General features: G+C 58.9%; 17 protein-coding genes, 1 tRNA gene, 2 rRNA genes and 1 riboswitch (1 of these 21 cut by a window edge). Of the genes, 11 read left to right on the top strand and 9 right to left on the bottom strand.

Annotated elements, in window-relative coordinates:
- The 11 genes from RBB32_RS09420 to RBB32_RS09365 all read left to right on the top strand — a co-directional run.
- Positions 1-3,434: ribosomal RNA gene (locus tag RBB32_RS09420) — 23S ribosomal RNA — on the top strand; it begins 6 nt to the left of the window's first position.
- 83 nt (positions 3,435-3,517) lie between these two features.
- Positions 3,518-3,632, top strand: a 5S ribosomal RNA gene (gene rrf, locus RBB32_RS09415).
- Positions 3,633-3,708: 76 nt separating this feature from the next.
- A tRNA-Met gene (locus RBB32_RS09410) sits at positions 3,709-3,785 on the top strand.
- Between the two features lie 184 nt (positions 3,786-3,969).
- Complete coding sequence (locus RBB32_RS09405) at positions 3,970-4,374, top strand: hypothetical protein (protein WP_306152452.1); 405 nt, start codon at positions 3,970-3,972, stop codon at positions 4,372-4,374.
- A gap of 708 nt (positions 4,375-5,082) precedes the next feature.
- Positions 5,083-7,491, top strand: a complete 2,409-nt coding sequence (locus tag RBB32_RS09395; protein ID WP_306152451.1) for an FAD-dependent oxidoreductase — start codon at positions 5,083-5,085, stop codon at positions 7,489-7,491.
- Entirely contained in the window at positions 7,488-8,096 is a 609-nt protein-coding gene (locus RBB32_RS09390) for a trimethylamine methyltransferase family protein (protein WP_306152450.1), read from the top strand. Before RBB32_RS09395 ends, RBB32_RS09390 begins: the two co-directional genes overlap by 4 nt.
- 9 nt (positions 8,097-8,105) lie before the next feature.
- On the top strand, positions 8,106-8,768 hold the full coding sequence (locus RBB32_RS09385) for a TetR/AcrR family transcriptional regulator (protein ID WP_306152449.1): 663 nt from the start codon (positions 8,106-8,108) through the stop codon (positions 8,766-8,768).
- Positions 8,765-10,015, top strand: a complete 1,251-nt coding sequence (locus tag RBB32_RS09380; protein WP_306152448.1) for a sarcosine oxidase subunit beta family protein — start codon at positions 8,765-8,767, stop codon at positions 10,013-10,015. The genes RBB32_RS09385 and RBB32_RS09380 overlap by 4 nt, the downstream gene beginning before the upstream one ends.
- A 13-nt stretch (positions 10,016-10,028) precedes the next feature.
- Positions 10,029-10,295 carry a sarcosine oxidase subunit delta gene (locus RBB32_RS09375; RefSeq protein ID WP_306152447.1) on the top strand — a complete coding sequence of 89 codons (267 nt, stop codon included), beginning with the start codon at positions 10,029-10,031 and terminating at the stop codon, positions 10,293-10,295.
- A complete protein-coding gene (locus RBB32_RS09370) occupies positions 10,292-13,144 on the top strand; it encodes a 2Fe-2S iron-sulfur cluster-binding protein (RefSeq protein WP_306152446.1) in 2,853 nt (950 codons plus the stop codon). The genes RBB32_RS09375 and RBB32_RS09370 overlap by 4 nt, the downstream gene beginning before the upstream one ends.
- Complete coding sequence (locus tag RBB32_RS09365; protein WP_306152445.1) at positions 13,137-13,643, top strand: hypothetical protein; 507 nt, start codon at positions 13,137-13,139, stop codon at positions 13,641-13,643. The genes RBB32_RS09370 and RBB32_RS09365 overlap by 8 nt, the downstream gene beginning before the upstream one ends.
- Positions 13,644-13,662: 19 nt before the next feature.
- On the opposite strand, the gene RBB32_RS09360 is transcribed toward RBB32_RS09365, so the two are convergent.
- From RBB32_RS09360 to RBB32_RS09320, 9 genes are all read right to left on the bottom strand, one after another.
- Positions 13,663-14,946: a TRAP transporter large permease gene (locus RBB32_RS09360; RefSeq protein WP_306152444.1), complete on the bottom strand. Its 1,284-nt coding sequence runs from the start codon at positions 14,944-14,946 to the stop codon at positions 13,663-13,665.
- A gap of 19 nt (positions 14,947-14,965) precedes the next feature.
- Positions 14,966-15,400 carry a TRAP transporter small permease gene (locus tag RBB32_RS09355; RefSeq protein WP_306152443.1) on the bottom strand — a complete coding sequence of 145 codons (435 nt, stop codon included), beginning with the start codon at positions 15,398-15,400 and terminating at the stop codon, positions 14,966-14,968.
- Positions 15,401-15,461: 61 nt separating this feature from the next.
- Entirely contained in the window at positions 15,462-16,457 is a 996-nt protein-coding gene (dctP, locus tag RBB32_RS09350; protein WP_306152442.1) for a TRAP transporter substrate-binding protein DctP, read from the bottom strand.
- A 732-nt stretch (positions 16,458-17,189) separates the two neighbouring features.
- Entirely contained in the window at positions 17,190-18,155 is a 966-nt protein-coding gene (locus RBB32_RS09345; protein ID WP_306152441.1) for a HesA/MoeB/ThiF family protein, read from the bottom strand.
- Positions 18,152-18,745 (bottom strand): thiamine phosphate synthase, encoded by a 594-nt coding sequence (locus RBB32_RS09340; protein ID WP_306152440.1) that lies wholly within the window; start codon positions 18,743-18,745, stop codon positions 18,152-18,154. Before RBB32_RS09340 ends, RBB32_RS09345 begins: the two co-directional genes overlap by 4 nt.
- Complete coding sequence (locus RBB32_RS09335) at positions 18,745-19,512, bottom strand: thiazole synthase (RefSeq protein ID WP_306152439.1); 768 nt, start codon at positions 19,510-19,512, stop codon at positions 18,745-18,747. The genes RBB32_RS09340 and RBB32_RS09335 overlap by 1 nt, the downstream gene beginning before the upstream one ends.
- 1 nt (position 19,513) lies before the next feature.
- Positions 19,514-19,711: a sulfur carrier protein ThiS gene (gene thiS, locus RBB32_RS09330; RefSeq protein ID WP_306152438.1), complete on the bottom strand. Its 198-nt coding sequence runs from the start codon at positions 19,709-19,711 to the stop codon at positions 19,514-19,516.
- Positions 19,680-20,648: an FAD-dependent oxidoreductase gene (locus RBB32_RS09325; protein ID WP_306152437.1), complete on the bottom strand. Its 969-nt coding sequence runs from the start codon at positions 20,646-20,648 to the stop codon at positions 19,680-19,682. Before RBB32_RS09325 ends, thiS begins: the two co-directional genes overlap by 32 nt.
- Positions 20,645-20,923 (bottom strand): hypothetical protein, encoded by a 279-nt coding sequence (locus tag RBB32_RS09320; protein WP_306152436.1) that lies wholly within the window; start codon positions 20,921-20,923, stop codon positions 20,645-20,647. The genes RBB32_RS09325 and RBB32_RS09320 overlap by 4 nt, the downstream gene beginning before the upstream one ends.
- A gap of 104 nt (positions 20,924-21,027) precedes the next feature.
- A riboswitch (TPP riboswitch) is annotated at positions 21,028-21,147 on the bottom strand.
- Positions 21,148-21,296 lie beyond the last annotated feature (149 nt).

The raw sequence follows: 21,296 nt of genomic DNA, 5'->3' as shown, positions 1-21,296 counted from the left end.
GCGCGAGAAGGGCGTTTGGTGGATGCCTTGGCAGTAAGAGGCGATGAAGGACGTGATACTCTGCGATAAGCCATGGGGAGGTGAGAATAACCTTTGATCCATGGATTTCCGAATGGGGCAACCCACCTGACAGTTGGTTATAAATTGCTTCGGTAATTTATAACTTGCTGAAACAGGTACTTAAAACCTGAATACATAGGGTTTTAAGAGCAAACCCGGAGAACTGAAACATCTAAGTACCCGGAGGAAAGGAAATCAATTGATACTCCCCTAGTAGCGGCGAGCGAACGGGGACCAGCCGAGCCTTGAGAGTGATCAGAACATGTTGGAAAGCATGGCCATAGCGGGTGACAGCCCCGTACGAGAAGCTCGATAGGACGTATTAAGTAGGGCGGGACACGTGAAATCCTGTCTGAAGATCGGGGGACCACCCTCGAAGGCTAAGTACTCCTTACTGACCGATAGCGAACCAGTACCGTGAGGGAAAGGTGAAAAGCACCCCGACGAGGGGAGTGAAACAGTACCTGAAACCGAACGCCTACAATCAGTCGGAGCTTGACTGGACTCTAATGACAATCTGCTTCATGAAGCGAATGAATACTCAAACATGGAGCGGACAGTGTCGGACCTAGCTTTTATTACCGATGGAACAGCAGCAGCGATTTTCTTCATAGCGGGGTTGATCGACGCCGGTGTTAACCATTGCCCGAACGAGGGCTGCTTCGCGAAAAACGAAGTAGAGGCTTATAATAGCTTCGCGGTCGGCACGACGCATTTTCAGAAGAATGAGGTTGGCGAAGAATTCTACTTCCGTCGCGAAACGGCCCATGCAGATGGCCCTTTTCAGCGCATGTGGGGTGTTTCAGCCTCCAGTGATGGGGAACTTTGGGCTGGCTTTGGTCATGCCTACACGGTTTCCAATCGCAAAGATAACCTCTTTCTGACGTTGAATGCGATGACCGGTCTCTATGAAAAAGGGAGCGGCGTTGACCTTGGTGGCCCGATCGAATTTCGATCCGGTATCGAGGTCGGATACAAGAACAAGCAAGGGGTTAAGATGAGCCTGAGTGTCGACCACCGGTCGAACCTAGGAATATACAGTAACAACCCAGGCCTTGAAACGGTGCAATTCCGGGTGTCCATACCAACCAAGTAAGGTTGTCATTAGTGTCCAGTCTTGTGACGGCGTACCTTTTGTATAATGGGTCATCGACTTGGTCTATCTAGCAAGCTTAAGCCGTTAGGTGTAGGCGCAGCGAAAGCGAGTCTTAATAGGGCGTCGAGTTAGATGGATCAGACCCGAAACCGAGTGATCTAGGCATGACCAGGCTGAAGGTAAGGTAACACTTACTGGAGGGCCGAACCCACATCTGTTGAAAAAGATCGGGATGAGTTGTGCCTAGGGGTGAAAGGCCAATCAAACTCGGAGATAGCTGGTTCTCTGCGAAATCTATTTAGGTAGAGCGTCATCCGAATACCCTCGGGGGTAGAGCACTGGATGGGTAATGGGGCCCCACAGGCTTACTGATCCTAACCAAACTCCGAATACCGAGGAGTACTAGATGGCAGACACACAGCGGATGCTAACGTCCGTTGTGGAGAGGGAAACAACCCTGACCTACAGCTAAGGCCCCCAATTCGTGGCTAAGTGGGAAAGCAGGTGGGACGACCAAAACAACCAGGAGGTTGGCTTAGAAGCAGCCATCCTTTAAAGATAGCGTAACAGCTCACTGGTCTAAATAAGTTGTCCTGCGGCGAAGATGTAACGGGGCTCAAGCCACGAGCCGAAGCTTAGGAGTGCGTATGCACTGGTAGCAGAGCGTAGTGTGACATAGTTCCATTCCTCCTTAGCGCCTTCGGGCGCATTGGAGGAGAGGAACTTTCTGTGAAGCCGGGGCGTGAGCCATCCGGTGGAGAGATCACTAGTGAGAATGATGACATGAGTAGCGACAAACAGGGTGAGAGACCCTGTCGCCGAAAGTCCAAGGGTTCCTGCTTAAAGCTAATCTGAGCAGGGTAAGCCGACCCCTAAGGCGAGGCCGAAAGGCGTAGTCGATGGGAACCAGGTTAATATTCCTGGGCCAGGAGGATGTGACGGATTGTGAAGGTTGTTCAGGCTTATCGGATTGTCTGGGCCGCTGATCAGTCCCTGGAAATAGCACCTCCATCAGATCGTACCCTAAACCAACACAGGTGGACTGGTAGAGAATACCAAGGCGCTTGAGAGAACGATGTTGAAGGAACTCGGCAAAATACCTCCGTAAGTTCGCGAGAAGGAGGCCCAGTTTCTACGCAAGTATTGGCTGGGGGCACAAACCAGGGGGTGGCGACTGTTTACTAAAAACACAGGGCTCTGCGAAGTCGCAAGACGACGTATAGGGTCTGACGCCTGCCCGGTGCCTGAAGGTTAAAAGGAGAGGTGAGAGCCTTGAATTGAAGCCCAGGTAAACGGCGGCCGTAACTATAACGGTCCTAAGGTAGCGAAATTCCTTGTCGGGTAAGTTCCGACCTGCACGAATGGCGTAACGACTTCCCCGCTGTCTCCAACATCGACTCAGCGAAATTGAATTGCCTGTCAAGATGCAGGCTTCCCGCGGTTAGACGGAAAGACCCCGTGCACCTTTACTACAGCTTCGCACTGGCATCAGGATTGTGATGTGCAGGATAGGTGGTAGGCTTTGAACCAAGAACGCTAGTTCTTGTGGAGCCTCCCTTGAGATACCACCCTTCGCACTCTTGATGTCTAACCGCGGCCCCTTATCGGGGTCCGGGACCCTGCGTGGCGGGTAGTTTGACTGGGGCGGTCGCCTCCTAAAGAGTAACGGAGGCGCGCGAAGGTTGGCTCAGAGCGGTCGGAAATCGCTCGTTGAGTGCAATGGCAGAAGCCAGCCTGACTGCGAGACTGACAAGTCGAGCAGAGTCGAAAGACGGCCATAGTGATCCGGTGGTCCCGCGTGGAAGGGCCATCGCTCAACGGATAAAAGGTACGCCGGGGATAACAGGCTGATACTGCCCAAGAGTCCATATCGACGGCAGTGTTTGGCACCTCGATGTCGGCTCATCTCATCCTGGGGCTGGAGCAGGTCCCAAGGGTACGGCTGTTCGCCGTTTAAAGAGGTACGTGAGCTGGGTTTAGAACGTCGTGAGACAGTTCGGTCCCTATCTGCCGTGGGTGTAGGATACTTGAGAGGAGTTGCCCCTAGTACGAGAGGACCGGGGTGAACGATCCACTGGTGGACCTGTTGTTGCGCCAGCAGCAGTGCAGGGTAGCTATGATCGGACAGGATAACCGCTGAAGGCATCTAAGCGGGAAGCCCCCCTCAAAACAAGGTATCCCTGAGGACCGTGGAAGACCACCACGTCGATAGGCCGGAGATGTAAGCGCAGCAATGCGTTCAGTTGACCGGTACTAATTGTCCGATAGGCTTGATTTGATCCAGTAGAAGTCAGACTGACTTACTGATCGAAAGCATACACACCAACGTGTACGACTTGGAATTTTAAGGGTTTTTCTTGGTTTGGTGGTCATAGCAAGAGCAAAACACCCGGTCCCATCCCGAACCCGGCCGTTAAGTGCCTTAGCGCCGATGGTACTGCGTCTTAAGACGTGGGAGAGTAGGTCGCCGCCAAACCTAGTAAGACCCTTAAAGGTATCTCTCTTACGATGACGCCCTAACCACCTATCTATGCTTAGGGCGACGCAATTGGCGCGGGATGGAGCAGTCCGGTAGCTCGTCAGGCTCATAACCTGAAGGTCGCAGGTTCAAATCCTGCTCCCGCAACCAATAAAAACAACGCCTTAGCTCGAACGAGCCGAGGCATTTTTTTAATGGCACACTCAGCGGCAATGCTGCTCGGATAATGCGGTTTTCTAGCAGGCGTTTCGCGTCGGTTACTTTGACGCAGAAGTGTCCGAGTCGGAGGTAATGGGCCACTCGCTTATCCAAACACGTCTTCATCCACCGTTCGATGCGTTTTTGCTGCGTCGTAAGGGCGCGCGCCGCGCTGAGACCAAGTACTTGGCTGCCCGGGCCGGGCCTTGAAGAGACCGGAAATCTCGGTCCGGAGACACGGCTGGACTGGGACGATATCAGCCTGTTTACTAAGAATTTCGGCGCGCCCGAGCTGATACTTGAGAACTTGAAGGATCGGTTCCTGTTTCGGGAGGAAGATCCGGATACGGGCACCGATGGCCTCCGCCCGCCGCAGCTCGGTGCCTACACGCAATCGTGGCACATTTTTCAGTTGGTAGTGAATTCGAGCCCGCGACAGTCGTGCTACCGATCGATTAACCTGAAGACCATCGAAGATATTGGCGGCGCAGCTTATTTTCTCAGGCCCCGGGCGCGTGCGGCAGAATCAGGAATTCCTTAAGCGACTGACAGACCATGAGGAAGCCAGTGCGCATATCGTCATCTGCGTTGATATGCTGGGAGAGGGCTTCGACCTGACGAACCTGAAAATGGCCGTGCTTTACGAACGCCCACAAATCGTTTGCGACCACGTTGCAGTTTATCGGCTGGTTCACTCGCAAAGGCAACTGGGAACAGGTCGGCTAGGTCACGGTGGTCGCGAACATTGCCGACCCAGAAACCGCGACAAAGCTAGAGGCGCTTTATTCCGAGGGCGCCGACTGGGAAGGTCTGATCCGGCGACCCAGTGGATCGACAGGAGGAGACATACTGTGCCAAGGTTTCAACGTAAGACGAGATCGAGGCCAGTATTACGCGCGATTTCTTGCGCCCTAGGCTGAGAATCCATTAATCGGCTTACGCGGCTACTGCTGGACGGATGCTTGGCCGACATCAATTCCTTGTTCGTAGAGAAAGTCCAAAACATTACGTATTGAAAGCGAAAATCGCATGGACATCATCACCGCCAGAGAATGATCTCAGGGTTGGTTTTGAAGTACTTGAACGGGTCACGTTTTTCCATGCGGGCAGGTTAGGGCAGCGGATAATCGGTCTCAAGTCAGGTTGCTCTGACATTGCCTATGATAGTGTTTTTCCTCTGTAATGTCGTAGTGGACACAATTGTCCAATAGGTTTACCATCGCCGTATAAGTCAAGTCAGGGAGGCATTATGAAATCGCATTATCGCGTCGTGGTTATCGGCGGCGGTGTCGTCGGGGCATCCGTTCTCTATCATCTTGCAAAAATGGGGTGGACGGATGTCTGCCTTGTCGAACGGTCGGTTCTGACCGCTGGGTCAAGCTGGCACGCGGCGGGCGGGTTTCACGCCCTGAACGCGGATCCCAACATCGCATCCCTGCAATCCTATACAATCAATCTGCTGTCCGAGATCGAACAAGAAAGCGGGCAGTCGGTCGGCATGCACATGACGGGTGGCATGACGCTCGCTGGCACGCCGGACCGTTGGGAATGGCTGCAATCGGCTTACCGCACGTTCCAGTCCATCGGGATTGAAGATGTGCATCTGGTCACCCCCGAAGAGGCCGCCGACCTGTGCCCGATCATGTCGCCGCACGGCATCCTGGGCGGTATGTGGGCCGAACGCGAGGGTTACATCGACACGACGGGCACGGTCCATGCCTATGCCGGTGCGGCCAAGAAATACGGTGCCGAGGTTATCGAGCACAACCGTGTGCTGGAAATAAACGAGACCAAAGACGGCTGGGAAGTCGTCACCGAAAAGGGCACGATCCAGGCCGAGCATGTGGTCAATGCCGCGGGCCTGTGGGCCAAGCAGGTCGGTCGCATGGCCGGAATCGAGTTGCCGGTATCCCCGCTCAACCACCATTACCTGATTTCCGACACGATCCCCGAAGTCGCCGAGCTGGACAAGGAACTGCCGCTGGTCGTGGACCTTGAAGGCTTCACCTACATGCGCCAGGACCAGAAAGGTATCCTTCTGGGGATTTACGAGGTCGATCACGAACATTGGATGATGGACGGGGCACCCTGGGAATACGGGTTCGAGTTGCAACAGGAAGACCCGGATCGCATCGAGAAAGAGCTGACCCTCGGGTTCGAGCGGTATCCTGCGTTGCAGCATGTCGGTGTGAAGACCTGGGTCAACGGGGCCTTCACTTTCTCGCCGGATGGCAATCCGCTTGTCGGCCCGGTGCGCGGCAAGCCTGGGTACTGGTGCGCCTGCGCCGTCATGGCCGGGTTCCTGCAAGGCGGTGGCGTCGGCAAAAGCCTGGCGGAATGGATGATCCATGGCGAGCCGGAAGCGGATGTGTTCGGCATGGATGTCGCCCGCTATGGCGATTTTGCCGAGAACAAGCAGTATATCAAGGAAACCACGGGCCAGTTCTACACCCGGCGTTTCGTGATGACCTACCCCAACGAGCAGCTGCCTGCCGGACGCCCGATGAAGGTCTCGCCGAGTTATTCCGACATGTCCGCCGTCGGTGCCCGCTGGGGGGCGAGCTATGGCCTGGAGCTGCCGCTCTACTTCGCTCCGACACCCGAGTTCGAGGAAACGCCGACGCTGAAACGCTCGAACGCGTTCCCGATCATTGCAGAGGAATGCAAGGCCGTGCGCGAGACTGCAGGGCTTCTGGATATCTCCGGCTTCTCGCGGTTCGAAGTGACAGGCCCCGAGGCGGAACGCTGGCTGGACTGGATCATGGCTTCGAAGCTGCCCAAGCCCGGGCGCGCGCGTCTTGCGCCGATGCTGAGTGAGACCGGTAAGCTCAAGGGTGATCTGACGGTCATGAACTGGGGCGATGGCACCTATTGGATCATGGGGTCGTATTACCTGCGGGAATGGCACATGCGCTGGTTCGAGGATCACATGAAGGACGGCGTTGCCATCCGCGACATTTCGGATGCGACCGTGGGCTTTGGCATTGCGGGACCCCGGAGCCTTGAGGTGCTCGAATACCTGACCGACGGGACGATTGGCGAGTTACCCTTCATGGGATGTGGGACGTTCGATTTCGGCCTGATCCGGGCCAAGGTTGGGCGGTTGTCGGTCTCGGGCGAGAGCGGTTATGAAATCCATTGTTCGGCACTGGAGCATATCGTGCTGCGCAAGATGCTGCTTGAGGCCGGGGGCAGGCTGGGCTTGCGCGAAGTGGGCTTCAATGCGCTGCTGTCGCTCCGACTGGAAAAATCGTTCGGGATCTGGTCGGCGGAGTTTACGCAAGGCTATACCCCCGCACAGACGGGGATGGATCGCTGGATTGACTGGGAAAAGGGCGATTTCGTGGGCCGTAAAGCAGCTATGGCCGAACGTGACAGCGGTGGCCCGAACGAGGTGATCGTCACGCTTGAGGTCGATGCCGAGGATGCCGATGCCAGTGGTTTTGAGCCGGTCTGGAAAGATGGCAAACGCGTCGGGTTCATCACATCGGGGGGCTATGGCCACACTATTGGCAAATCGCTGGCGATGGCGATGCTGGGCCGCGACAGCGCCGCCGAGGGGACCGAACTGACCACGCATATCGTCGGCGCGGAACGTGCCGCGCGGGTCATCGCCCCGTCACCTTATGATCCGCAAGGTAAGGCGATGCGCGGATGACTAGCACGATGCGCGAACAAGGCCGTCGCGGCAGGAGGCGGCGCGATGGCGCCGCCAAAAGTCGCGCGGCGCGGGTAGTGAATTACAGCCGATTACGCAATCTACTCTCGCCGCAAACCGTGTTCTCGCAAGACGAGGCCGAAGCAATCCATGCCGAGGTTTTGACGGCGATCACCTTTATCTCGAATGTCGACATGAGGTCGGGCGCGCCCGCGTTTGGAACGCCCGAGCATTTCAAGGCCTCACTCGGGGCGGGGCAGTTGGCCCGGTTTCTTGACCTGCCGTGGAGTTGCGCCAGCGGGTCGGCGGCCAATATCAACGATGCACTGTCCAAGGTGCCATCGGGCGGGCATTTCTTTGGGGCGACCCACACCATGGAGCGATATCAGACCGAGTTTTATCAGTCCCTTGTCGCCGATCTGTCGAATTTTGGAACCTGGAGTGAGCGCGGTGCGTTGAGCGCGCCGGAACGGGCGGTCGGCATCTGGAAAGACATCGTCGATGGGCATCGCGCCCCGGAAACGGCCGAGCCCGGCAGGCTGGACGCGCTCAGGACCTCTGTGGCAAAGCGTAGCGCAGTGGGCGGTGCCCCGCCAGTCAGCTGAGGAAGCCACATGTCAAAACCGATCCAGAGGCTTTCCATGAACGAAGAAACGGCCAGCGCCGGTAACGTCAAGGTCACGCGTGACGACTGGCTGGATGCGGCAATGGACCTGTTGGTGCGTCATGGTGTGTCCGAGGTGAAAATCCTGGCACTTGGCAGCAAGCTGAATGTCTCGCGGTCCAGCTTTTACTGGTATTTCAAAAGCCGAAAGGATCTGCTGAACCAGTTGCTTGAGAAATGGGAGCGCAAGAATACGGATGTTGTCGTGCGCTACAGTGAGATGCCAGCCGCGACGATCACCGAGGCTGTGTGCAATTTCTTTCGCTGCATCATCTCGCGCGACGGGTTCGATTACCGTCTGGATTTCGCCGTGCGGGAATGGGCGCGGCGCGATGCCAGGGTGCGCCAGGTCATCGAGCGCAGTGACGAGACGCGCCATCAGGCGCTGACGCGGATGTTCGAGCGGTTCGGATATCCCCCTGAGGACGCTGACATTCGGGCCCGTGTGCTATATTATCAGCAGATCGGATATTACGCACTAGAGTTGTCCGAGACGCTGGAAACGCGTGTTTCGCGCGTCGAGGGCTACCTGAAATGTTTCACCGGGGTTCGGCCCTCGCAACAAGAGGTCGATTCTTTGATTGAATTTGCCCGAACCGTGGAGCGGCCATGAAACGTTACTCTGCCTTTTCACTGGCTGCCGAGGGGCTGCGCGGGCATCGTGGATGGACCCCGGCCTGGCGCAAGGCCAAGCCGCAACCGGCCTATGATGCGATCATTGTCGGCGGGGGCGGGCATGGTCTGGCCTCGGCCTATTATCTGGCCAAGAATCACGGTTTGCGCCGGGTTGCCGTGCTGGAAAAGGGTTGGGTCGGCGGCGGTAATACGGGTCGGAACACGACTGCGGTGCGCTCGAACTATTTCTACCCGGAGAGCGTGGCGCTCTATGATCTGGCGCTGAGGCTGTACGAAGGGCTTTCGAAAGACTTGAACTTCAACGTCATGCTCAGTCAGCGCGGAATGCTGATTGCGGCGCATACGCCGATGCAGATGGAAATCTGCACACGCATCGCCAACGCGATGCAGATCAACGGTGTCGATGGCGAACTGATGGGCGCCGAAGAGGCTCTGCGCCGGGCGCCGCTGCTGAATCAGACGTCGGACGCTCGTTATAATTGCATGGGCGGCGTCTGGCAGTCACGCGCCGGTGTGGCACGCCATGATGCCGTGGCCTGGGGCTATGCCCGTGGTGCCAGCGACATGGGCGTAGATATCATCGAGGGCTGCACCGTCACCGACTTGTTGATCGAGGGCGGCAGGATCACCGGCGTCGCAACCGACATGGGAACGATCCGGGCCGATCGCGTCGGCCTTGCGGCAGCGGGGGCAACGCCCGGCCTTGCGGCGATGGCCGGGGTGCGATTGCCAATACATACCTACGCCTTGCAGGCTTTCGTTTCCGAACCGGTCAAACCGATGTTGGATATTGTCCTGCTCTATCTGGGAACGGGAACCTATGTATCGCAATCGGATAAGGGCGAGCTGGTGATCGGCGGCGGGCTGGATCGTGTGCCGACCCACGGGCAGCGTGGCAACCTGCCATCTCAGGAAACCGTGCTGTCCGGGCTCTTGGAAATGTTCCCGGCCTTTGCGCAGCTCAAGCTGCTCAGGCAATGGGCCGGCGTGGTCGATGTGGTGCCCGACAGCTCTCCCGTGATCGGCCCGGCTGGCCCCGAAGGGCTGTATCTGAATTGCGGTTGGGGTACCGGCGGGTTCAAGGCCATCCCGGCCGGCGGGTGGCTGCTTGCGCATCTTCTTGCAAAGGGGCAGCATCACGAGATCAGCCGCCCCTTCGATCTTGATCGTTTTGCCCGGGGCCGCCTTATCGACGAAGCGGCGGGATCGGGCATCGCACACTGACAGGAGAGCCGAGATGCAGATTTTCACTTGTCCCTTCTGCGGTCCGCGAGAGGAAACCGAGTTTCACTTTGCCGCTGAGGCGGGCAAGCACCGGCCCGAACCGGCAGAAGAGACCTCGGATACCGACTGGGCGGATTACCTTTACATGAACGACGCGCCGCGCGGCCCCTCCTCCGAGGTCTGGGTTCACATGACATGCGGTGAGTATTTCCTGATGACCCGGGACACGGTCACGCGTGAAGTTCTGGACACCACAGCATTGCCGGGGCGAAACGAATGAGTGGATGGCGTCACGATACCGCCGGGGATGCGATTGATCGAAATTCCCCGCGATCTTTCAGCTTCGATGGCAAACAGTTGATGGGGTTCGCCGGGGATACCCTGGCCTCGGCCCTGCTTGCTTCGGGGACGCAGATATTGGGGCGGAGCTTCAAGTATCACCGTCCGCGCGGGTTGTGGGGTTTGGGCGGCGAAGAGCCGAACGCCATTTTCGATGTCGCCGAGAACGGCCAAACCACCCCGAACACCCGCGCAACCACGCAAACTCTGCGCGACGGGATGGTGTTGCGTTCGGTGAACACGGCGCCGGATGTCCTGCGCGACAGGGGGGCGGTTCTGGATCGGTTCAACCGGTTCCTGCCTGGTGGGTTCTATTACAAGACCTTCATGGCCTTCGGCTGGATGCGGTGGGAGCCGATGATTCGCAGGATGGCCGGGCTTGGGCGGCTCGATAGCGGGCACCGGCCCCCTGCCGATGGTCCTCAGGTCAATGCCCGTTGTGACCTTCTGGTTATCGGTGCGGGCGCCGCAGGGCTGGCGGCCGCGCGGGCCGCCGCGATGGCGGGACGCAAGGTCTGGCTTGTGGATGAGGCCGCCGAACCGGGCGGAAGCCTGCGTTGGCGTGGCGGTGAAATAGACGGAAAGGACTGGCGCGACTTCGTGCGTGAGGCGTGCGATGCGGTTCAAGCTGCCGGGGGGCGTATCCTGACCGATACGACCCTTTGGGGGGCGTTCGATCACAACCTTTTCGCAGCGTGGGAGCGGCGCGTTGGCGCATCGGATCGCCACTGGCGCATCCGTGCAAGCGACATCGTTCTGGCCGCTGGCGCAATCGAGCGCCCGCTGTGGTTTACCAATAACGATCTGCCGGGCGTCATGTCGGCAGAAGCGGCGCTGCATTATCTGGCGCTATACGGCGCGGTCGCGGGCCGGAATATCGTTCTGGCGACGGGCAATGACGCCAGCTACCCGGTGGCCGAGGCCCTGGCGCGTGTGGGCTGTGCGGTAACGCTTGTCGATGCGCGCGAGAAAACGCCACCCCCACCAGAGGGGGTAAAGCATCTGCCCTCGGCGCGGCTGACGCGGGCCGAGGGCAAGCGCACTGTGCGGTCTGTCATCGTGAATGGCCAACGCCACGAGGCCGACACGGTGTTGGTTGCGGGTGGATATACGCCGTCTGTGCATCTGCATTGTCAGGCCGGGGGCAAGCTGGATTGGGAGGCCGGTTCGGATTCGCTCGTGCCGCGCCCCGGAACATCGAAACTGCGCGTTGTCGGGGCCGCCAATGGCACGTTCGGTCTGGCTGAGGCTTTGACGCAAGGCCATGTCGCAGGTGGAGGCGCGGGCACCGCCCCGCAGGCCGTGACCGAAAACTGGCAACTGGCTGCAATGCGGCCCGATCCGGCATTGCCCGGACGGCAATGGATAGACCCGCAGAATGACGTGACCCTGAAGGACGTGAAACTGGCCGGGCAGGAAGGCTATCGTTCGGTTGAACACTTAAAGCGGTACACGACGCTTGGCATGGCGACGGATCAGGGCCGCAATGCCAACTTTGCCGGGCTGGCCGCAATGTCGGAACTGACCGGTCGAAGCATTCCCGAAACCGGCACCACGACATACCGTCCGCCCTTCGCGCCCATTCCCCTTGGGGTGATTGCAGGGCCACGGCGTGGCGCGCTGTTCAATGCGCCCAAGCGCCTGACGCTTGAGGTGGAACACCGGGCAAAATCCGCTGAATTCCGCGAATATGGCGGCTGGCTTCGCCCATCGGCCTACGGTCCGGGCGACGAGGCGGAGCTTGCCCAGGACGAGGCAAGGGCTGCCCGCGAAACCGTCGGGATTTATGATGCCTCACCTTTGGGCAAGATCGAGGTGATCGGCCCCGGCGCGGCGGACCTGTTGGATTACTGCGGCTATGTGCGCCTTTCGACCCTGAAAACGGGGCGGGCGCGGTATGGGTTCATCCTTGGGGAAAGTGGCATCGTGCATGACGACGGTGTGGTTTTTCGTCTAGCCGAGGATCGCTTCATCGTTTCGGCTTCATCCTCTCATGCGGCCAGTGTTCGAATGATCCTTGAAGAAGCGCGGCAGGATGTTTTCGACCCGTCGCGCAGCTATATCCATGACGTTACTGCGGGTTTCGTCACCTTGTCGGTCACCGGACCCAGGGCCCGTGACCTGCTGCGCGCGGCCGAATTGCCGAAAGACATATGTGACGATGAGGTGATGCCGCATATGTCGGTGAGGGAAACTGCATGGAACGGCCATAGCTTGCGGGCCGCGCGGGTGAGCTTTACCGGTGATCGTTCTTATGAGTTGACGGTCCCGGCACGCCACGGTGCCGCGCTACATGGCGCGCTTGATGCGGCTCGGGACACTGTGAGTGGCCGGTGGATCGGCATGGAGGCAGTGATGATCCTGCGGGCCGAAAAGGGCTTTATCCTTGTCGGGAAGGACACCGACGGTCTGACCATGCCCCATGATCTGGGATGGGGCGGCCCGCGCGACAAACGGACAGATGAATATCTCGGTCGCCGGTCGCTTTTCACTCCCGAGGCGAAGGCCAACAACCGGCGGCAGCTTGTCGGGCTTGAGGTCGATGGCGACACACCCTTGCCGACGGGCGCGCATCTGGTGCCCCTGCACGGTGCGCGGCGATCGCTTGGTTTTGTCACATCAAGCTATTTCAGCCCGATATTGAACCGCCCTGTGGCGCTGGCGCTGCTGGAAAACGGGCGCGCGAAGGTCGGGGCCGAGGTCGGCACCTTCCATATGGGCGATACGTGCCGCGCCAGGGTTTGCGAAAGCTGCGCGCTTGATCCGAAATGGGAGAGATTGAATGCGTGAACGTGACTGGAACAATCCCTGCCCGGTTCCCGGCGACAGGATCGAAGCTGACGGTCTTGTCCTGCGCTGCCTGCCTTCTGGTGGGGCGGTTCTTATCTCTGGCGATCTTGAAACGGCGATGGCTGCATTGTCAAAGGATGCACCGATGATCGGGTTGTTGGCAGAGCTTCCCGAAAAAGGGGATTTTGCCCTGCGTATTGCCCGTGACCGGGCGTTACTGTGTACGCCCGAGCCGCTGGCGATCAGAGTAGGGTGGCATGACGGTTACGCCCTGAGTCTGGCCGACGACCTGTATATAGAGATCGACATTTCGGGCGATGATGACGGCACATATCTGGACAGTTGCATGTCGGCTCAAGGGGGGTCGCCTTCGGCCATGGCAGTATTTGCCGAAAAGGCTTGTCTGGTGGCAAGGGCCAGGGATGCGGTGCGTGTCTGGGTGCCGCGCGCGGATGCAGCGGAAGTGTGGATGCGTCTTCGGCTGTTGTCCGGGGCATAACCCCGGACAACAAAGCGGTTTACAGCAGGTCCAGTAGGCGCGGAATTGTCAACGACAGGTCAGGCCAGAAGGTGGTCAGCAACATTACTGGCAGTGCAACGAAGCCCATGAGGCCTAGTGCAGGGCCAACGGCCTGCAGGATCGGAACCCGGCATATTTTGCATGACAGGAACAGCGTGGGCGCCACGGGCGGGCTGTTCGCGCCGATCACGACCGAGCAGGCCACAATCGCGGCGAAATGTACCGGGTCGATCTGATTGGCCACCATCAGTGGCAGGAAAAGCGGGGCGATCACGACAGTGACTGAAACATCGTCCATCAACGCCCCGGCAATGATCAGCACGACATTGACCATGAGGAGCGCCGCAATGGGGCTGGTGATCACCGATTGAATGGCTTCGGTCATCTCCTGCGGGATCCGTTCGAACGACAGGATGCGCGAGATCATGAAGGAAAACAACAGGATCAGAATGATCGACCCGGTGGTCTCGGCGGCCTGCACCACGCTTTTGCCCAGGCTGCGCCAGGTGAATTCGCGGTAAATCAGCCCACCCACGATCAGGGCCGCCACGGCGGCGACGGCGGCGGCCTCGGTCGGGGTGAAGATACCGCCGTATATGCCGCCCAGGATGATTATGGGCAGGGACAGGGCGGGCAGCGCCTTGAGCGTGACACGGCCGAAACTTTCGTCGCTTGTGTCCAACGCCTCGATCTCGTCAAAAGCGCGACCGACAAGAAACCGATTATAAAGGATCAGCCCGATAATAAGGATGATCGCCGGACCAATCGTGGCAGCAAAACAGGCCGCAACCGATTGACGGGTGACCACCGCGAAAAGGATCATGGTGATCGACGGCGGGATCAGAATGCCGAGCAGCGAGGAAATCCCAAGCAGTGCAGCGATCCGCCCGCGCGGGTAACCGCGTTCGGCCAGCGGGTCGGTCATGATTGACCCGATCGACGCGATGGCCGCCGTGGCGGTTCCCGAGATTGCACCGAAGATGCTGGAGGACAGGACCATCGCGGTGCCCATGCCGCCCCGCCCGGTAGCAAGCCGACTGACGAAGGCGATGATCCTTTGCGCGATGCCCCCCGACTGCATCAGGTAGCCGGTCAGGATGAATAGCGGCAGCGCCAGCAGGACGACCGAATTGAGCGAGCGAAACCCCTGCAGCATCAGCGTATTCAGATTGGCGTCATACACCCATGTCAGATAGGCAAGCACACCCGCAAAGGACCAGGCAACAGGAAGTCCCAGCCCCATCAGGATGATAAGCAAAGGAAGGGCAATCAGGGCATACATATGAATCTGTCCGTGGGTCTTAGCGCCGTTTCAGGCGGAAAAGGGCGTCAATCGCATCGCGTAGCGCATAGGAAAAGCACCCGATGGCAGCGATACCGATGGCAAGCTGCGGAAGCCAGAGCGGAATCTGGTAGGCCGGTGTGCTTTGCGGTCGTTTCATGCCCCATGTGAACATGTAGTAGGACCAGACGATGAAAAAGCAGGTAACCACGATTGTCAGGACCGCGATAAGCAGGTCGTGCACGGCCTTTTTTCGCGGGTCGGTTATGCTGCCCGCGATCCAGTCCACCGTCAGGTGTTCGCGCTTGCGCGACGCGATCACAGCGCCGGTCATGTAAAGCGCGACCGCCGCCAGTGTAATGAGTTCGTGTAAACCGACAACCGACAGGCCCAAAAGGTAGCGGGCAATGACCAGGAAGAACATCAACCCGGTCACCGCGATGGACGAAGCCATCGCAATCGCGTTCAAGACGAATGCGATGGCCTCTCCTACGCGCTTGACGGAAGCCACGCTATTATTGCCCGCCGGCATTTTTACGGATCGTATCCATGATCTCGCTGCCGATGCGTTCTTCCATCAGCGGCCAGACCTCGGCACGGACCTTCTTGGCCATTTCTGCAAGCTGTTCGTCGGTCGGCACGATATATTCCATACCCGCTTCCTTGGCCTGGTCGATATAGTACTGATCGCGCTCCTGCGCCTGATCAAAGGCTTCGCCCATGACGGTCATGGCCGCTTCGTGAACAACAGCCTGATGATCTTCCGACAAGCTATCCCAGGATTGGCTGTTCATCGCGATCACGCCAGTGACAAACTGCATCTTTGTCTGGTTGTAGTAATCCAGAACATCGCGGAAATATTCGTAATCCCAATAGATGATGTTTGCGCCGTCGCCATCGACCACGCCGGTCTGGATCGCTGTGAACACCTCGCTCCAGTCGATCGTTGCAGTCTGGTAGCCAAGCGCCTGAACCGACTCGGCCATCGGGAACATGGCGGGTACGCGGATCTTGAGATCGGCGGCGTCTTCTTCGGTCATGGCGTATTTATTGGCGGATGCGATCCCGTTGAAGCCTTCGGGCCAGGGGCCAAAGAACTTGAGCCCGAGATCCTCATAGATGCCCACCAGCATGTCGTTGACCCAACCGCCGGGTTTGTAGGCCTCAAAGGCCTCTTCCCAGCTGGTGACCATGTAGGGGGTGAACAGAACGCCGAGGCGTTCGTCATAGGCAGTGATCGGCCAGTTGATCATCAGGTCGATGTCACCGGCAACGAAAAGGTCGAACACTTCGGCCTGGCTGCCCAGTTCGTTCTGGTAGAAGACGTCGACCTGTACTTCGCCGTCGGTTCCTTCTTCGATCAGTGCCGCCCAACGATCAAGTGCATCGCCCGATGGTGACCCTTTGGCACCGGAATCGGTTGCAAGCTTCAGTTCTGTCTGGGCCCAAGCCGGGGACATGGCCAGCATTGCTGCTGTAGCGCCCAAGATCATGATTTTTTTGAAAAACATTTAATATCCTCCTGTTGGCAGGCGGGCCGACATTCAACCGGCTGCGACTGATTTGAAAACTGTGGACATAAATGTCCATTGTTGTCAATCGACTTCGCGCTGAACATGTAGGTGTTTGATCCCATGGCTTGATGGTGTGATCCATTTCGTTGAAATGGAAGGAAGCATTATGGGACAAGTTCGTCACGTGAGCGCCACGATAACGTACGCTGTCAGAGTCGCAATATAGCGATCGCAAGCTTCGTCCGCAGGGTTGAAGGACTACAGGCTTTTTCTTGAAGCAGTGTTCTGGCGCGTTCGAACTGGATCGGCATGATGCAGACCATTATGTTCGAATGTTCAGAATTCGAACTCAGGTTTTTTAATTTAATCGCGTACTGGTTCGGAAAAGGTCAAATCCTGCTTCCGCAACCAGTTTTAGCAAGTTTGGATCAATACCTTGCATCGTGACAGTTTGTGCGGCCTCCCCTGCGGTTCGATATGTGAGCAAACAACTTACTGTTAAGACGATACTCTGTCATGGCCAACCGCTGCGCTATTTGAGGGCTGTGTGCGTGGTCATACCCCTAAAGCGTTTCGCAACGTGCAGCCCCAAACCCAAGCGTTGCACATGCTGCCATCCGGTCCAAATTATCCGACGATAGACAAATCCAACCTTTTGGGTTGTGAACTTACCACGGATCAGCTCTGCGCCTCCGCCACTGTCGGAGGCGCCGGGTATAAGCATCCGCTTTATGTACAGGCTCTTGCAGCCAGCAAGGCGAGGTTGGTTTCCCCCCGCGCCTGCAAGCTTTTTGCTGCCCGCCAGGCGCGCAATCCGCTTTGGCAACACAAGACAACCCTTTGCCCCGGAACCAGGTCGCGCTTGCGCATATCGCTTTCCGACAAGCGCTTGGCTTGTGGGCAGATCTTTTCGGGGGTTTCGTGTTCGGTTCTCAATTCCACGACCAGGTCCGAGCCTTGCAACATCGTTTTCGCAAGGAAGTGAACCGCGGCTTCGGGCTCGGGGCTGTCCAGAAAGCAGAACCCGCCGAATTGCAGCGCGGAAAGGTCGGCGGTGATCATCTGCCCCAACGCAGGTTGCGCGTCCAGGGCAATTCGGAGGCTTATTTGCGCCTGAAGTGCACCGATGACGCCGACGACCGGCCCCAACACACCCGCCGTTGCACAGGTTGCACCCGTTGCAGGCAGGTCCGGGAAGACCGCACGCAGTGACGGGGCCCCGCCGCAGAAGGCCCCAACATATCCGGTCTGGCCCAGAACGCTTGCGGACACGAGCGGCGTACCTTCGGTCAGACAGGCATCCGACAGGATGTAGGACGCCGCGAAACTGTCCGCCGCATCGATCACGATATCTGCGCTGGCCGCGATCTGTGGGGCTTTACTGGGCCCAAGCACTTCGACATGTGCCAGAACATCGACCTGCGGATTGAGGTCGCGCAGGACATCGCGCGCCGCGATGGCCTTGGGTTTGCCAATATCGCGCATGCCATAAATCGGCTGGCGGTGCAGGTTGCTTTCTTCAACCTCATCCGGGTCAAAGATCGAGATTTTGCCGATGCCCGCACCCGCAAGATACTGCAGGACAGGGCAACCCAAACCACCCGCCCCCACCACCGCGACATGGGTTTGACGCAGTTTGGATTGGCCGGTCTCGCCAACTTCGGGCAATTGCATTTGGCGGGCATACCGGTTCATGCGTTGCACTCCCGTAACCATTCACGCGTGCGGGCCTCGGGGTCGGCGGCCTGTTGAATGTCCGTTACGACCGCAACGCTGTCCGCACCGGCGGCAAACACGCCGGGTGCACGGTCCGGGGTCAGCCCGCCAATCGCGACCAGGGGGGTGGCGCCGGCCAAGGCCTTCCAACGGGTCACACGCTCTAATCCCTGTGGCCCCCATTTCATCTTCTTCAGTAGCGTGGGATAGACCGGCCCAAGCGCCACATAATCTGGGTCCAGTGTCAATGCGCGGTCAAGCTCGGCCTCATCATGGGTGGACAGCCCAAAGCGTATGCCCGCCCGGCGCAGCGCAGCGAAATCGGCGGTGTCCATGTCTTCCTGCCCCAGATGGACAAAACCGCATTCGAGGTCCAGCGCCACCTGCCAGTAATCATTGACCACCAGCTGTGCGTCATGTGCTGCGCAAAAATCACGGGCGCGGGCGATTTGGCACCGGATGTCGTGCTCTGACATATCCTTGAGCCGCAACTGGACAAGCTTCACCCCCTGCGGGACCAACCGTTCCAGTCGCTCAACATGGCCGGTGACCAGATAGAACCGCTCCATCACAGCAACTCCGCAAGGCCAAGAACGGGGGTACTGGGCACCGCCATGTCCCGGCGGTCAATCGGGTCGGCAGCAAAGCCCATGCGCCCGGCTTCAATCGCCAATGCCATGGCCCGCGCCATGCCGGCGGGATCACCCGCCTTGGCCACGGCCGTGTTAAGCAGGATCGCATCCATGCCCAGTTCCATGGCCTGTGCCGCATCGGATGGCCGTCCGATCCCGGCATCGACAATCAGTGGAACACCCGGGAAATGCGCCCGCATCGCCCGCAATGCGTCAGGCGTGCGCAACCCCTGGCCCGACCCGATCGGCGCGCCCCATGGCATCAGAACCTGGCATCCGGCCTCCAGCAGCTTTTCCCCCACGATCAGGTCATCCGTGGTGTAGGGGAAAACCTTGAAGCCATCCGCGGTCAGAATGCGCGCCGCCTCGACCAGTGCAAAGACATCCGGCTGAAGGGTATCTGCGTGGCCGATCACCTCAAGCTTGATCCAGTCGGTTGCGAAAAGCTCTCGGGCCATATGTGCGGTGGTCACGGCCTCCTGCACCGAATGGCATCCGGCGGTATTGGGCAGGATGCGGGCCCCTGTTTCGCGCAGCATGTCCCAGAACCCTGCGCCGGTTCCATCCGATGTTTCCCGTCGCAGGCTGACGGTGACAACCTCGCAGCCACTGGCGCGGATCGCCTGCTGCAGGATCGCGGGCGAAGGGTATTGCGCCGTGCCCAGAAACATGGGCACCGAGATGTCGGTATCATAGATCCGCATTTTACCCTCCCTGCATCGGTGCAAGCACTTCCAGCCGGTCACCCGCTGTCAGAACCGTTGCTTCACGGGCAGAGGCCGGTACGAACTGGCCATTCAGGGCCGTGGCGATGGCGGGGCTGGTAAAGCCAAGCTCGGCAAGGGCCGCATCCAGTGTTTCGGTGGAAATTTCATGCGTTTGTGCGTTCACTGTGATTTGCATTTGTCCTCTCCGGAAAGAAATGTTTGGCCACCTGCGTCGCCATGGCCGGGGCCAGAAGGAAGCCGTGACGGTAAAGGCCGTTCAGGTGGATGGTGTCGCCGCTCTGATGAAGGCGGGGCAGGTTGTCGGGAAACGCCGGGCGTAGACCGGCGCCGGTTTCCATGACGCTGGCTTCGGCAAAACCGGGGTGGATGGTGAAGGCCGCCCCCAGCAATTCGGAAAGCGAGCGTAACGTCACGGCGCGCTCGGATGAGCTTTCGATCATCGTGCCGCCGATCATGTAAAGGCCACCGCCGCGCGGAACGAGGTAGAGCGGAATGCGCGGATGCAACAGACGTATGGTCCGGCTGATCGTGATCTCCGCGCTATGCAGCATGGCCATCTCACCACGCACCGGGCGCAGGTCGGACAGCGGCGCCTGAATGCCGGTGCAATCCAGATCGATATGGCCCGGAGCTTTGGCCCCAAGGATGATCTCGACGCCCTGCGCCTGTGCTGCCCCGGCCAGATCCCGCAGGGCACGGCGTGGGTCCAGATGTGCCTCGGCTTCGAAAAACAGCCCGCGCGAAAACCGGCCCGCCAAAGCAGGTTCCAAACTGCCGATGTCCGCGGCGTCCACCTCGCGATACCCGGATGTGCGCCGGGCAAATCGTGTCAACTCTGCCGCGTCGCGGGCTGGGGCAATCACCAATGTCCCGCGGCGCGTGACGGGCGTGATGTCCGCCCACCAGTCTGCTGCCCGCGCACCGAGGGTAATCACCTCTTCCTCGGCATTTTCACGTTCGCACCAAGGGGCAAGCATGCCCCCGGCGAACCGGGAAACGCTTCCTTCCCCGATCTCTGGGCAGGTGTCGTACACGCGCACCTCGGCGCCCGCGCGCGCAAGCTCCAAAGCTGATGTAAGGCCGGCAAGACCGGCCCCTGCAATCGTGATCATTCGCCGGGCTCCTCTACGGGCATGTAGGGGGCGCCGCCATCCCGATACGTCTTGGCCATTGCCACCGGAGCTTCCTTCGGGGCCTTGGTGTAAATGTCGTGACTGATCCGCATGGAACGGAAATGCGCCACCTTCAACGCGTGTCGGGGCAAAACCTGATCGTGGAAATCCGGTGCCGCAACAGGACCAAACGACAGCGTGCATTGGGTCTCCGGGCCGAATTCGCACCGCGCAGGGACAAGCGCAGCGGCGATCTTGGGATTGGGGACAGTCATTGTTTGGTGCTCCTCACGCCCAAGTCTCGATAAGACACCAGATGAACTTGGAGAGGAGGCTAAGGCGCAATATGCCTTTTGGTCAGATCACTGGGGCCAGTTTTGCCAACGCGACCTTAGCTTCCTACGCCAGTGTCAACTGGGTCAGGTTCAAAGGGTCGCTTCACCGGGTTTCATCCTGTCAGCCTCTCAGTCCCCTTGGCGGGACTCCCCTGCGTTAATTCCCAATAAGACGGAACAGTCGGCTTGTAAAGTTTCGCGTTCCTTGTTGGCTAAAGCGTTCCACCTTTTGCCTGAGACATCGACCAAAGGCGGAATGCGTGCAACGATTGGGCGGAGCACTGCGTTTCGCGAAAATCCGTGATTCAGGTTT

Origin of the sequence: Roseovarius sp. MMSF_3281, from assembly GCF_030733685.1 — a bacterium.
Classification (GTDB): Bacteria; Pseudomonadota; Alphaproteobacteria; order Rhodobacterales; family Rhodobacteraceae; genus Roseovarius.
The sequence above is the reverse complement of the archived record's forward strand: the minus strand, read 5'-3'. Positions and strand labels throughout refer to the sequence as shown.